This is a genomic window from Bradyrhizobium oligotrophicum S58 (assembly GCF_000344805.1).
GTDB lineage: Bacteria > Pseudomonadota > Alphaproteobacteria > Rhizobiales > Xanthobacteraceae > Bradyrhizobium > Bradyrhizobium oligotrophicum.
In genome coordinates this window covers 6,500,729-6,514,426 of the sequence record NC_020453.1, presented here as the reverse complement: position 1 = coordinate 6,514,426, position 13,698 = coordinate 6,500,729, and the positions used below count along the sequence as shown (strand labels likewise).

The window sequence follows — 13,698 nt, the reverse complement described above, 5'->3', positions numbered from 1 at the left end:
CGCATCCGGGGATGCGCACATGACGGCGCCGCTGCTGGAGCTCGAAAATCTCAAGGTGACGTTCTCGACCCGCCGCGGCTTCGTCGAGGCCGTGCGCGGCGTCTCGCTGTCGCTCAAGCCGGGCGAGATGCTGGGGCTGGTCGGCGAGAGCGGCTCCGGAAAATCGGTGACCGGCTTCGCCATCACCCATCTGCTCGACAAGGCCGGCCGCATCACCGATGGCCGCATCCGCTTCAAGGGCCAGGACATCACCCGCGCCGGCAGCGCCGATCTGCGCAGCCTGCATGGCGCCGCGATGGCGATGATCTTCCAGAATCCGCGTGCGGCGCTCAACCCGATCCGCACCATCGGCCAGCAGATCGCGGATGCGATCCTCGCCCATCGCCGCCTGTCGCGGCGGGAGGCGCAGGCCGAGGCGTTGCAGCTGCTGCGCGCCGTGCAGATCCGCGATCCCGAGCGGCGCATGAGTGCCTATCCGCACGAGCTGTCCGGCGGCATGTGCCAGCGCGTGATGATCGCGATTGCGATCTCCTGCAGTCCGCAGCTCCTGATTGCCGACGAGCCGACCACCGGCCTCGACGTCACCACGCAAAAGGTGGTGATGGACCTGCTCGCGCATATCGCGGCCGAGCGCGGCATGGCGACCATCCTGATCACCCATGATCTCGGGCTCGCCGCACGCTATTGCGCGCGCGTCGTCGTGATGGAGCAGGGCCGGCTGGTCGAGGAGGCCGCGCCGCTGACGCTGTTCCACCGTCCGCAGCATCCCTACACCAAGCGCCTGGTCGCGGCGTCGCCGACGGCGTCCTCGCGCATCGAGGACCTGGTGCCGGATGGCGAGCGCATTCCATTGGTCGATGTCGCTGAGCTGCCACCTCCGCCACACGGCACGCCGTTGCTGCTCGACGTCAAGGCCATCGGCAAGCGCTTCGATGATGGCACGGTCGGGGTTGCCGATTTCTCAATGACGATGCGCGGCGGTGAAAGCGTCGGCCTGGTCGGCGAAAGCGGCTCGGGCAAGAGTACGACGTCGCGGATGATCTGCCGTCTCATCGACCCAAGCGACGGCGAGATCCTGTTCGACGGGCAATCGATCGGACAGATCCCGGCACGCGACTTCCACCGCTCCGCGTTGAGGAAAGACATCCAGATCGTCTTCCAGGATCCGAACGACAGCCTCAACCCGCGCTACACCGCGTTCGACTGCATCGCCCATCCCTTGCTCCGGCTGCTGAACATGCGCGGCGGCGACCGTCTGCGCCAGCGCGTCGAGGAATGCGCCGATCGCGTTGGCCTCCCGCGTGAGCTGCTGCCGCGTTTTCCGCATCAGCTCTCTGGCGGCCAGAAGGCCCGGGTCGGCATCGCCCGCGCCATCGCCTGCAAGCCGCGGCTGCTGGTGCTGGACGAGCCGACCGCGGCGCTTGACGTCTCCGTGCAGGCCGTGGTGCTGCAGCTCCTCAACCGGCTCCGGCGCGAGGACAATCTGGCCTTCCTGTTCGTCAGCCACGACCTCAACGTCGTGCGCATGATGTGCGACCGCACCATCGTGCTGCGTACCGGCGTCATCGTCGAGCAGGGCGAGAGCCGCGCGCTGTTCGCCAACCCGCAGACCGACTACACGCGCGAACTGGTCGACGCCGTGCCGCATATCGCCGCGCCGGCTGAGTTGCTGCCGGCGTGAGCCCCGCCCGCTGCCACCCTAGAACGAGCCGATCTGACGGCCTGTCGAAGCGAGGTGTCGATCAGCGCGCCGACTGCCTGATATGTTCGACCGTCGCGCGGGTCCCGTTCCGGAACAGGCGATCGAGCGCCAACTCCACCGCTGACGAGAAGCGGGAATCTTTCGGCAGATCATTGCCGAACACCGGGGTGAGCGACAGCAGCGCCGGCGCGAGTCGGTGCGCGACCGGGCCGGCCTCGTCGGCGAGCGCGCGCAGGCGCTGAGACAGCGGATCGCGCAAGTCGATCGGCTGGCCCTGCTCGTCGGTGCCGCTGACGTAGCGCAACCAGGCGGCGACGGCGAGCGCGAGGCGGGTGATCGGCAGGCCGCGCGCCAGGCGGTCGCGGATGGTGCCGAGCAGCCGCTGCGGCAGTTTTTGCGTGCCGTCCATCGCGATCTGCGCGGTCCGGTGCTTGAGCGCGGGATTGCGGAAGCGCTGCAGCAGCGCGGCGTGATAGGTCGCGACATCGAAGCCGTCGAGCGCCGGCAGGGTCGGCGTGACCTCCTCGCGCATCATGTCCGCGACGAGGCCGGCGAGATCGGGCTCGGCCATCGCGGCTGCGACCGTCGGACATCCCATGAGGTAGCCGAGGTAGGCGAGCGTCGAATGCGCGCCGTTGAGCAGCCTGAGCTTCATCAGCTCGAACGGCGCGACGTCGCGCACGAACTGCGCGCCGCTCAGGTCCCAGGCCGGACGGTCGCCGCCGAAATCGTCCTCGATGACCCATTGGCTGAACGGCTCGCTCACGACAGGCCAGGCATCGTCGAGCCCGAGCGCGGCGCCGATCTCGGCGCGGTCTGCATCGGTCGTGGCCGGCACGATGCGGTCGACCATGGTCGAAGGAAAGCGGACCTCGCCTTCGATCCATGCCGCGAGATCGCGGTCGATCAACGCGGCGAAGGCGATGACGAGGCCGCGCAAGGTGTGGCCGTTGGCCGGAAGATTGTCGCAGGCCAGCACCGCGAAGGGCGGCAGGCCCTGCTGCCGTCGCAGCCGCAGGCCGCCGACGATGAATCCGAGCGTGCTGCGGGGATGGCCGAGATTGGCGCTGTCGTGACGGATGTCGGGATCGTCGGCGCGCAGTGCGCCGGTTGCCGGATCGTGGCTGTAGCCCTTCTCGGTAACGGTGGTGGAGACGATGCGCACGCGGGGATCGGCGAGATCAGCGAGCAGGCCCGCGGGATCTTCCGGTGCGACGGCAAGGCCGGTCAGCGCGCCGATGACGCGGCGCTGATGACCGGCGCCGTCGCTCGCCGTCACGCTGTAGAGCCCGCCTTGCGGCGCCAGCGCATTGCGCGTTTCTGGCGAGCGCAGGGAGACGCCAAGGATGCCCCAGCGCGGATCCTCTTTCAGCAGTGCATCTGTGTAGACGGCCTGATGAGCCCGATGGAATGCGCCGAGCCCGAGATGGACGATGCCGGTCGCGACTCTCGCGCGGTCGTAGTCCGGCTTGAGAATGCCGATGGGCAGGCGGTGGAGCGTCGTGGGGCTGAGGCGGTCCATGGCGTGTCGGCTTGTCAGAAGATGAGCTGCACTTTGCAGCATTCGGTCTGGTTGTGCTCGAACGTGTCGAACGCGGTGGCGTAGGCGTCGAGCCCGTAGCGGTGGGTGATCAGGCGCTCCGGCTGCAAGGTGCCGCGTGCGAACCAGTCGATGACCTTGGCGAACTTGCCGCTGTTGAGCCTCGAGGCGTGGATCGCGAGCTCCTTGGCGGTGACCTTCTGCTGCACGATGGTCGATGGCTCCGCCGAGAAGCCGAGCAGGCCGATGCGCGCGGCCGGCGATGCGATCTCGATCGCCTCGGCGAGAATGGCGGGATGGCAGGCGGCGTCGATGATCAAGGTTGGCTTCAGATCGATCTCCGCCAGCGCTGCGGGCAGGGCGGTGTTCGCGGTGTTGATGACGCGGTCGGCGCCGTTGTGCCGCGCGGCCTCGAGCCGGGAATCGATGCGGTCGGTGACGATCAGCTGCTTCACGCCATAGACGTGCTTGAGCACCTGGATCACGGTCAGACCGATCGGGCCGGCGCCATAGACCAGCGCGACGTCGGAAGCGAACACGCCTGTGTGGTCGGTGATGTTGGCAGCGATCGAGAACGGCTCGACCAGCGGCGCCTTGTCGTCGTCGACGCCATCAGGCAGCAGGTGCGCGTTCGTGGCGGGTACGCAGGCATATTCGGAAAAGCCGCCGTCGCGGTGGACGCCGAGCACGGCGAGCTGAGCGCAGACATTGGGGCGGCCGACCGAGCAGGGATAGCAGCGGCCGCAGGCGACGACGGGGTTGACGACAACGCGGGCGCCAAGCAGTGCGTCGACGCCGTCGCCGAGCTTGTCGATGCGGCCGAAGAACTCATGGCCGATCACGCGCGGATAGCGCGCGAACGGGTTGCTGCCGTGCAGGATGTGGATGTCGGAGCCGCAGATGCCGGCCCGCTCGACCTTGATCCTGATCTCGCCGGAAGCGGGCTCGGGAATGGGGCGCGTTTCGATCGACAGGCGGCCGGGCCGCTCCACCACGAGGCTCTTCACGCGTCCCTCCGTCCCTTCAGCGCTCATCTCGACCGTGAGCCGGCGTCGTATAGCAATCCCAAAACTTGGATACAAGTTATCTATTGAAACGTATTTTGGTATCCATTATAGGCTTGAGATACCGGAATGACATACAAAAGGCCCCGTAGCGGGCCGGCAGGGGAGGTTTGCCAATGTCTTTGCCCACATCCATGTCCCGTCGCAGCTTCGTCGGTACCGCGCTCGCGGGGGCCTCGGCCCTGGCGTTTGGCCCGGCCCACGCCCAGTCCGCCAAGTACCGCCTGCGCTACGGCACGGCGTTTCCGGCCACCCATCCCGGCGTTATCAGAATCATCGAAGCGTCCGAGCTCATCAAGAAGCAGACCAATGGTCTGGTCGACCTGCAGGTCTATCCGAACAGCCAGCTCGGCAGCGAGCCCGACATGTTCTCGCAAGTTCGCAGCGGCGCGCTCGACTTCATGTCGACATCAGGCGTGAATCAGACCGTGGTGCCGATCGGCGGCATCAATGCAATCGCCTTTGCGTTCGAGAGCTATGACCAGGTGTGGTCGGCGATGGATGGCGATCTCGGCAACCATGTGCGCGGCGAGTTCGCCAAGGTCGGCCTGCACGTGCTGCCGAAGTGCCTCGACAACGGCTATCGCAACATCACCTCCGGCGCCAAGCCGATCGCCTCGCCCGACGACCTCAAGGGTTTCAAGATCCGCGTGCCCGGCAATCCGTTGTGGGTGACGCTGTTCAAGACGCTCGGTGCTGCGCCGACGCCGATCAATTTCGGCGAGCTCTATGCGGCGCTGCAGACCCGCATCGTCGATGGTCAGGAGAATCCACTGGCGCTGATTCAGAGCGCCAAGCTCTACGAGGTGCAGAAGTACATCGCGCTCTCGGGCCACATCTGGGACGGCCACTACATCTTCGCCAATGCAGCGCGCTGGAATGGCATGCCTGCCGACGTCCGCGACGCCGTCACCGCTGCGCTGTCTGATGCGGCCCTCAAGGAGCGCCAGGACATCCAGAGCTTCAACGAGAAGGCGCAGGCCGAGATGCAGGCCTCCGGCGTCACCTTCAACAAGGTCGACACCAAGCCGTTCCGCGACGCGCTGCGCACCGCCGGCTTCTACACCGAATGGAAGACTAAGTTCGGCGCCGACGCCTGGGGGCTGCTGGAGAAGTCCGTCGGGCAGCTCTGAGCGGGTCGCGGTTGCGTCGGTGATGCATGTCCGCGAATCGCGGACATGGGCAGACATTGCGGGGAGGGTGGAATGGCCGTTGACATGACAGCGACGACCGCTGTGCCGTCGCATGGCGCTTTTGCGCGTTTCGATCATCTGCTCGGCCGCACGGTGGAGGCACTGGCCGCGGCGCTCGTCGTCGCCGAGCTGGTCCTGCTCGGCACGGCCACTGCCGCTCGCTACCTCTTCAATGCACCGCTGATCTGGTCCGACGAGCTCGCCACCGTGCTGTTCGTCTGGCTCGCGATGCTCGGCGCCGTCGTCGCGCTGCGGCGCGCCGAGCACATGCGGCTCACCGCCTTCGTCCGCAATCTGTCGCCGGCGTGGCGGGCGCGCACCGACGCGCTCGGCCTGATGCTGGTCTGCGCCGTGCTGGTGGCGCTGGTGATGCCGTCCTGGCACCATGTCGAAAGCCACTTGATCAGCAACATGCCGGTGCTGGAGATCAGTGAAGGCTATCGCGAGGCGGCGATGCTGGTCGGCGTGCTGCTGATGCTGCTCACCGCCGTCGACCGGTTGATCCAGCAGGCGAGCCCGTTGCAGATCGTCGGCGCGCTGGCGCTGGTGCTGGCGGGCGCGGGCCTGCTCTACGCCGCGGCGCCCGTGCTGGAGGATCTCGGCAACTACAATCTCCTGATCTTCTTCTTCGTTCTCGTCGCAGCCGCGATGGTGATCGGCACCCCGATCGCCTTCAGCTTCCTGCTCGCCACCGTTGCCTATCTGCATTTCAGCACCACGGTGCCGGTGCTGATCGTGCCCGGCCGGGTCAGCGAGGGCATGTCGCACATGGTGCTGCTCGCGGTGCCGATGTTCGTGCTGCTCGGCGCCCTGATCGAGATCGCCGGGCTGGCACGGGCGATGATCCTGTTCCTGGTCTCGCTGATCGGTCACATGCGCGGCGGCCTGCAATATGTGCTGCTCGGCGCGATGTACCTGGTGTCCGGCATCTCCGGCGCCAAGGCGGCCGACATGGCCGCGGTCGCGCCGGCGCTGTTTCCGGAGATGAAGCAGCGCGGCAGCTCGGAAGGCGACCTGGTGTCACTGCTGTCGGCCTCCGCCGTGATGTCGGAGACGATCCCGCCCTCGATCGTGCTGATCACTGTGGGATCGGTCACCGGCGTGTCGATCGCGGCGCTGTTCACCGGCGGCCTGCTGCCGGCGGTCGTCGGCCTGATCGCGCTCTCCGTGGTAGTCTTTCTGCAGACCCGCAAGGAGGACATGAGCGGCGCGCAGCGCTACGATGCCAAGACGAGATTGCGGCTGTTCGCGATTGCCATCCCCGGCCTGGGCCTGCCGATCGTGATCCGCTCGGCGGTGGTCGAGGGCGTCGCCACCGCGACCGAGGTCGCGGCCATCGGCGTCATCTACACCGTGCTGGTCGGCATCTTCTTCTACCGCCAGTTCGACTGGAAGCGGGTCTATCCGATCCTGGTCGATACGGCGTCGCTGTCCGGCGCGATCCTGCTGGTGGTGGGCGCCGCGACCGGCATGGCGTGGGCGCTGACCCAGTCCGGCTTCTCGCAGCAGCTCGTTGACCTCATGGTGGCCGTGCCCGGCGGCCGCTGGGGTTTTCTGCTGATCTCGGCGCTCGCCTTCGTCGTGCTCGGCAGCGTGCTCGAAGGCGTGCCGGCGGTGGTGCTGTTCGGACCGCTGCTATTCCCGATCGCGCGCATGATGGGCGTGCACGAGGTGCACTATGCCATCATCGCCGTGTTCGCGATGGGGCTCGGCCTGTTCACGCCGCCCTTCGGTGTCGGCTTCTATCTCGCCTGCGCCATCGGCCGCGCCTCGCCCGACGAGGTGATCCGCCATGTCTGGCCGCATCTCGCCGCGCTGCTGATCGCGCTGCTGCTCATCGTGTTCCTGCCATGGATATCGATCGGCTTCCTGTGAATCGGATAGAGTGCCGCCATGGATGACGATCTGACACGTCTCACGAAAATGGATGGCAAGGCCGGCCGGCTCGCCGACCAGGTCTATGAACGGCTGCTCGAGGACATCGTTTCCGGCGCGCTGCCGCCGGGGACGCCGATGGCCGAGCTCGATTTGTGCGAGCGGCTCGGCGTCAGCCGCACCCCGGTGCGCGAGGCGCTGATCAAGCTTGCCGATGTCGACCTCGTGCGCATCTATCCGCAGAGCGGCAGCGTGGTGGCGCCAGTATCGCGCGAGGCCTTCGGCGAAGCTCAGTTCATTCGCGAGCATCTGGAATGCGCGCTGGTTGCCGAGGCCGTGCGCTACATCGATGCGACGGCGCTGCGCGAGTTGAACGATCTGATCGAGAAGCAGAAGGCGGCGGCGACGCCGGCGGAGTTCTACGCCCATGACGAGGCGTTCCACCAGACCATCGCCCGCACCAGCCGCCATCCGCATGTCTGGCAGGTGATCCGCCAAACCAAAGTCCATTTCGACCGGGTCCGTCATCTGACCTTGATCGAGGACGCCGGCCATATTCCGCTCCTGATCGCGCAGCATCAGGAGATCCTGGACGGGCTGGCGGCCTGCAACGAGGCCCAGGCGGTCGCCGCGATGCGGCGCCATCTGCGCGAGGTCTTCCGCCGCGCCGACGGCATCTTTGCGCGTCAGGAGGAGCTGGCTGAGGCCGAGCCGCGCACGCGGGCGCGACGGCGGCGCTGATCGGACGTCGACATTGTTTTTGAGAGGTGGACGACATGGAACAGACGTGGCGATGGTTCGGACCGGATGATCCCATCACCCTGCCGCAGGTGCGCCAGACCGGCGCCACCGGCATCGTGACGGCGCTGCATCACATCCCCTATGGCGTGGTGTGGAGCACGGACGAGATCGTCAAGCGCATCGGCCTGATCGAAGGCGACTCGTCGCTGCGGCTGCGCTGGAGCGTGGTCGAGAGCCTGCCGGTGTCGGAGGCGATCAAGCTCGGCGAGGGCGACCTCACGGAGCTGTTCGACAATTACCGGCAGTCGCTGCGCAATCTCGCCGCCTGCGGCGTCACGACCGTCTGCTACAATTTCATGGCGGTGCTGGACTGGACCCGCACCGAGCTCGCCTTCCGCCTGCCCGGCGGCTCGACCGCGCTGCGCTTCGATCTCGACCGTCTCGCCGCGTTCGACTGCTACATCCTGCAGCGGCCGGGTGCCGAGGCGGAGTTCTCCGCCGACGTGCTTGACCGCGCCAAGGCCTGGGTGGCGCAGGCGTCCTTGTCCGACAAGGACCGCCTGCTCGCGACCATCATGGCGGGATTACCCGGCGCCTATGATCGGTACGACGTGCCCGGCCTGCGCCGCATGCTGGACAAATATCGCGGCATCGGCCATGCCGAGCTGCGCGCCAACTACGCGCGTTTCCTGCGCGAGGTGGCGCCAACGGCGGAGGAATGCGGCGTCAGCCTCTGCGTCCATCCCGACGATCCGCCGCGTGACCTCTTCGGGCTGCCGCGCGTGGTCTCGAGCGCCGACGATCTGCAATTCATCGTCGATGCCGCCCCGTCGAAGGCCAACGGCCTCACCTTCTGCACCGGCGCGCTCGGCGCCGGCGGCCACAACAACGTGCCGGCGCTGGCCGAACGTTTTGCCGCGCACATCCGCTTCGTGCACTTGCGCAACGTCACCAAGATGCTGGACGGCTCATTCATGGAGGCCGAGCATCTGCGCGGCGACGTCGACATGGTCGCGGTGGTGACGACCTTGTTGAAGGAGCAGGCCCGCCGCAAGGCCGAGGGCGAGCCGGACTGGCGGATCCCGTTCCGTCCCGATCACGGCCATGAGCTGGCCGACGACATCGGCCGCGGCACGCATCCCGGCTATCCTCTCGTCGGCCGGCTCAAGGGCCTTGCCGAGATCCGCGGCGTGATGACCGCGGTCGCGGCCATCAACCGCTTGCCGGTGTGAGAGAAGGGCGGAGCCGCGTCGTCGGCGGCTCCGCACTTTCTTGTCAATCGTGCTCGTAGCCGTAGACTTCCGGCAGGATGAAGATCGCGGCGAGCAGCCCGATCAGCGGGAAGATCGCGACGAACAAGGTTGCGTTGGCCTGGCCGATCGCCCCGAACAAGGACGGGAACAGGAAGATCGCCAGGAACGACGGCAGCTTGACGAACATGTAGGCGAAGCCGCTCGCGGTGCCGCGATATTTCGGCTTGGCCACCATGGTCGGAATCGTCATGCAGTTCGACGCATCCCAGTAATGGCCCCACAACATGCCGGCCGCCGCAAATGGCAGGATGTATTTGTGGTCGGTATACAGCGCGCCCGCGGCGACCAGCAGTGACACCAGTACGATGGAAAAGCCGGCAATGCCGATGCCGCGATGGCCGATCTTCGGCGTCAGCAGCGGCCCGACCCAGCCGGAGATCGCGGCGAAGCTGAACAGCGCCATCGTGACCAGGTTGTTGCCGAGCAGGCTGGAGACGCCGACCATGGCGAACATGACCGGCAGGTAGAACGCGAAGGTCGAGAACTCGCTCGCCTGGGCGAAGCAGGCGATCCAGCCATAGAGCGTGGCGCGCCAGCGGATCGGGTCCTTGCGCAAATCGGCCAGGAAGCTGAGCGGCTGCGGCTTCGGCACCACGGCGTCCTGGTCCGGCAGCATCGCGAGGTCGTCATTGTACATGTCCCGGGCCACCGCCTTGGCTTCGCGGAAGCGGCCGTGCTGCACCAGCCACACGGCGGTTTCGGGGACGTCATGGCGCAGGAACAGGATGATGAGCGCCGGCACCGCGCCGAGGCCGAGCGTGACCCGCCACAAGGTTTCGTGGTTGATTTCGGCGACGATGAAGATCGCGATGACGCCGAGGGTCAGGACTTCTCCGACGGCGAACATGAACTGCCAGCGGTTGCCCATCACCTCGCGCTCGCCCTTGGCCATCGACTCCATGATGTAGGTGTAGCCGGTCGAGATGTCGCTGCCGAGCGGGACGCCGAGCAGGAAGCGCACGACGATCAGCCAGGTCATGTTGGGCACGAAGGCCTGCGCCAGCGCGAGCACGACGAACATCGTCATCGTCCCCAGGAACATCCAGCGGCGGCCGATCTTGTCGGACAACCAGCCGCCGAGCAGCGCACCGACCAGGGCGCCGCCCTGCGTGCCGGCTGCAGCGAGGCCGAGTTCCAGCGCGCCGGGATTGTACTGCTCCTTGATGAAGATCAGCACGAAGGCGATCGAGTAGAGATCCCAGGCCTCGACCAGGATCGAGGCCATCATCAGCCAGCCGACACGGCTGCCTTTCGGGCTGTAGTTCTGAACCAGATGGCGCACGGCGCCATCGATCGCCACCTGATGTGGCGCGTCCGCGGTCGTTATGGACATGTCGTTCCTCCCGTATGTTGTCGCGATGAAGTGTCAGGCGCCCGGTAGCGGCTCGATGCTGCAGTCGAGCAGGCGGGGATCGATGCCGGCTTCCATGTCCTCGAACATCTGGCCCATGAAATCGATCAACGCATCGCTCGCTGTGACGGCGCGCTCCGCATGCCGGTTGGCGACGGTGTTGAGAATGGCGACGTGGCGGTCGATGGTTCCAGTCAGATCGGCATGATCGGCGAGCAGGCGGTGATAGATGAAGCCGATGCGGCGGTAGATCGTGTGCAGCGGCCGCATCGTATGGGTCAGGAAAGGTTCCCCGCTCGCGGCGAGGATCAGCGCGTCGATCCTGCGGTCGAGCTTGTTGAACTCGTCGATCGACAACGTCGAACGCCGTTCACGCAGCAGGCGCTCGATGTGCAGCATCTGGTTGCGGTGGGACAGCGAGGCGCGCTCGGCGGCAAGGCGGATCACGAACCGCTCCATGTCGCGTCGCAGTCCGAGCAGCAGGCGCTCGCGCGCCAGATCGATCGGCGCGATCTGCAGGCCGTGGCGCGGCCGGATCAGGATCAGCGTGTCGGCGGCCAGCAGATTGACGGCGCTGTGCACCGGCGTGCGGCCGCAGCCGGTGATGCTCTGCAGGTCCAGGACCGTGAGCAGGCGGCCCGGCTTGAGCTCGCAATTGACAAGCAGATCCTCGATCCGCTGATAGGCAAGCTCGAACAGATTGACCCGGTTCTGCCTGGGCGCGTCGTCCTCGGTCACCGCCTTCAGCGAGGCTTTGCGGCGCGCCATGCGTGTCCCCCTGGTGTTTCCCTGATATCCCCAGGCCACGTCTTCGGCGCGGCACGGCGGTCACCTTAAACATATTGTGATATATTACAAGAGAGCGTATGGCTGGCGTCGGCCCAACGGTCCAATACGAGCAAAACGGCGGGAGGAGATGAGCGTGAAGATCACCGCGATCGAGACATTGCGAACGGAAGAATTCGCCAACGTCATCTGGGTCCGCGTCCACACCGATGCCGGCGTGATCGGGCTTGGAGAGACGTTCTACGGCGCCGGCGCCGTCGAAGCCCAGATTCACGACACCTTTGCCGGTCGCCTGCTCGGACGCGATCCGCTGCGGATCGAGGCCATCCACCGCGACATGCTGAACCTGCCGATGGCGCAATCGTCCACCGGCGTCGAATATCGCGCGGCCTCCGCGATCGACATCGCGCTGTGGGATCTGTTCGGCAAGGTGTGCGGCCAGCCGGTGCACCAGATGCTCGGCGGCCTCTGCCGTGACAAGCAGCGCATCTACAACACCTGCGCCGGCACGCGCTACGTGCGCTCGACCAATATCAGCCCAGTCTCCAACTGGAGCCTCGGGACGGACAGCCAGTATGAGGACCTCGACGGCTTCATGAACCGCGCCGACCAACTCGCCGAGAGCCTGCTCGAAAGCGGGATCTCGGCGATGAAGATCTGGCCGTTCGATCCGGCGGCGCAGGAGAACCAGGGTCTCTACATCACGGCGGCGCAGATGAAGCAGGCCGTCGCGCCGTTCGAGAAGATCAGACGCGCGGTCGGCGACCGGATGGAGATCATGGTCGAGTTCCACTCGCTGTGGAATCTGCCGACCGCCAAGCAGATCGCTCGCGTGCTGGAGGACTATCAGCCGACCTGGTACGAGGATCCGATCCGCATGAATTCACCGCAGGCGCTGGCCGAATATGCCCGCTCGACCCATGTCTGGGTCACCGCGAGCGAGACGCTCGGCTCGCGCTACCCCTACAAGGACATGCTCGACCGCGACGCCGCGCATGTGGTCATGGCAGACCTGTGCTGGACCGGCGGTCTCACCGAGGGGCGCAAGATCGCGGCGATGGCCGAAACCTATCACCGCCCGTTTGCGCCGCATGACTGCATCGGCCCGGTCGGCTTCATCGCGGCGGTGCACATGTCGTTCAGCCAGCCCAACACCCTGATCCAGGAATCGGTGCGCGCCTTCTACAAGGGCTGGTACAACGAGCTTGTCACGACGATGCCGCTGATCAAGGATGGTTACGTCTATCCGATGGAAGGGCCGGGCCTCGGCGTCGATCTGCTGCCCGCGGTGTTCGAGCGCTCCGACCTGACCGTCCGCCGCAGCAACGCGTGAGTGAAAACATGTCGACGTCGCTTTTCGATCTCTCCGGCAAGACCGCCCTGGTGACCGGGTCCTCGCGTGGCCTCGGCCGCGCCATCGCGGAGGGCTTTGCCAAGGCCGGCGCGCGGCTCGTCATCAACGGTACTGATCCCGCGCGCACGCAGGCGGCGGTGGAGGAATTCCGCGCCGCCGGCCATCAGGCCGAGGCCTGTCCCTTCAACGTGACCGACGAGGATGCCGTCGTCAGCGCCTTCGCGCGCTTCGATGCCGAGGGGATCGCGATCGACATCCTCGTCAACAATGCCGGCATCCAGCACCGCAAGCCGCTGGTCGAGTTCACCACCGACGAGTGGCGCCGCGTCATCGAGACCAACCTCACCGGCGCCTTCGTGATCGGGCGCGAGGCGGCCAAGCGGATGATCCCGCGGGGGAGCGGCAAGATCATCAATATCGGCTCGCTGGCGAGCGAGCTGGCGCGCCCCACCGTGGGGCCGTACACTGCGGCCAAAGGCGGCATCCGCAATCTGACCAAGGCCATGGCTGTCGAATGGGCCGCGCACGGCATCCAGGCCAATGCGATCGGTCCGGGCTACATGCTGACCGACATGAACCAGGCACTGATGAGCAATCCCGATTTCAACAATTGGTTAATGTCGCGCATCCCGTCCAAGCGCTGGGGCCGCCCCGACGAACTGGTCGGCACGGCGATCTTCCTGGCTTCTGATGCCTCCACCTACGTCAACGGCCAGACCATCTATGTCGATGGCGGCATGCTGGCGGCGATGTAGGATCGGACGGGACGAGAAAGGACC

11 protein-coding genes are annotated in these 13,698 nt (G+C 66.4%); 7 read left to right on the top strand and 4 right to left on the bottom strand.

Translation table 11 applies throughout. The features are described from left to right. Positions 1-19: 19 nt before the first annotated feature. Positions 20-1,681, top strand: a complete 1,662-nt coding sequence (nikE, locus tag S58_RS28130; RefSeq protein WP_042340982.1) for a nickel ABC transporter ATP-binding protein NikE — start codon at positions 20-22, stop codon at positions 1,679-1,681. A 61-nt stretch (positions 1,682-1,742) separates the two neighbouring features. On the opposite strand, the gene S58_RS28125 is transcribed toward nikE, so the two are convergent. Continuing rightward, the gene (locus S58_RS28125; RefSeq protein WP_015668805.1) at positions 1,743-3,224 is read right to left on the bottom strand and encodes a mannitol dehydrogenase family protein; all 1,482 of its coding nucleotides are present in this window, start codon (positions 3,222-3,224) and stop codon (positions 1,743-1,745) included. Positions 3,225-3,238: 14 nt separating this feature from the next. Next, positions 3,239-4,249: a Zn-dependent oxidoreductase gene (locus tag S58_RS28120; RefSeq protein WP_015668804.1), complete on the bottom strand. Its 1,011-nt coding sequence runs from the start codon at positions 4,247-4,249 to the stop codon at positions 3,239-3,241. A 173-nt stretch (positions 4,250-4,422) separates the two neighbouring features. On the opposite strand from S58_RS28120, the gene S58_RS28115 reads away from it, so the two are divergent. The 4 genes from S58_RS28115 (at position 4,423) to uxuA (ending at position 9,347) form a co-directional block, all read left to right on the top strand. Further along, positions 4,423-5,439 carry a TRAP transporter substrate-binding protein gene (locus tag S58_RS28115; protein ID WP_015668803.1) on the top strand — a complete coding sequence of 339 codons (1,017 nt, stop codon included), beginning with the start codon at positions 4,423-4,425 and terminating at the stop codon, positions 5,437-5,439. A gap of 72 nt (positions 5,440-5,511) precedes the next feature. After that, complete coding sequence (locus S58_RS28110) at positions 5,512-7,374, top strand: TRAP transporter large permease (RefSeq protein WP_015668802.1); 1,863 nt, start codon at positions 5,512-5,514, stop codon at positions 7,372-7,374. A gap of 18 nt (positions 7,375-7,392) precedes the next feature. Next, complete coding sequence (locus tag S58_RS28105; RefSeq protein ID WP_015668801.1) at positions 7,393-8,115, top strand: GntR family transcriptional regulator; 723 nt, start codon at positions 7,393-7,395, stop codon at positions 8,113-8,115. 35 nt (positions 8,116-8,150) lie between these two features. Beyond that, a complete protein-coding gene (uxuA, locus tag S58_RS28100) occupies positions 8,151-9,347 on the top strand; it encodes a mannonate dehydratase (protein ID WP_015668800.1) in 1,197 nt (398 codons plus the stop codon). 43 nt (positions 9,348-9,390) lie between these two features. On the opposite strand, the gene S58_RS28095 is transcribed toward uxuA, so the two are convergent. Together S58_RS28095 and S58_RS28090 are read right to left on the bottom strand one after the other, a co-directional pair. Further along, positions 9,391-10,761, bottom strand: a complete 1,371-nt coding sequence (locus S58_RS28095; protein ID WP_015668799.1) for an MFS transporter — start codon at positions 10,759-10,761, stop codon at positions 9,391-9,393. 33 nt (positions 10,762-10,794) lie between these two features. Then, a complete protein-coding gene (locus S58_RS28090) occupies positions 10,795-11,547 on the bottom strand; it encodes a GntR family transcriptional regulator (RefSeq protein WP_015668798.1) in 753 nt (250 codons plus the stop codon). A 154-nt stretch (positions 11,548-11,701) separates the two neighbouring features. Here S58_RS28090 and S58_RS28085 point away from each other — a divergent pair, with 154 nt between their 5' ends. Next, positions 11,702-12,898 (top strand): mandelate racemase/muconate lactonizing enzyme family protein, encoded by a 1,197-nt coding sequence (locus S58_RS28085; RefSeq protein ID WP_015668797.1) that lies wholly within the window; start codon positions 11,702-11,704, stop codon positions 12,896-12,898. Positions 12,899-12,906: 8 nt separating this feature from the next. Continuing rightward, entirely contained in the window at positions 12,907-13,674 is a 768-nt protein-coding gene (locus S58_RS28080; protein WP_042340274.1) for a glucose 1-dehydrogenase, read from the top strand. The last annotated feature ends 24 nt before the right edge of the window (positions 13,675-13,698 follow it).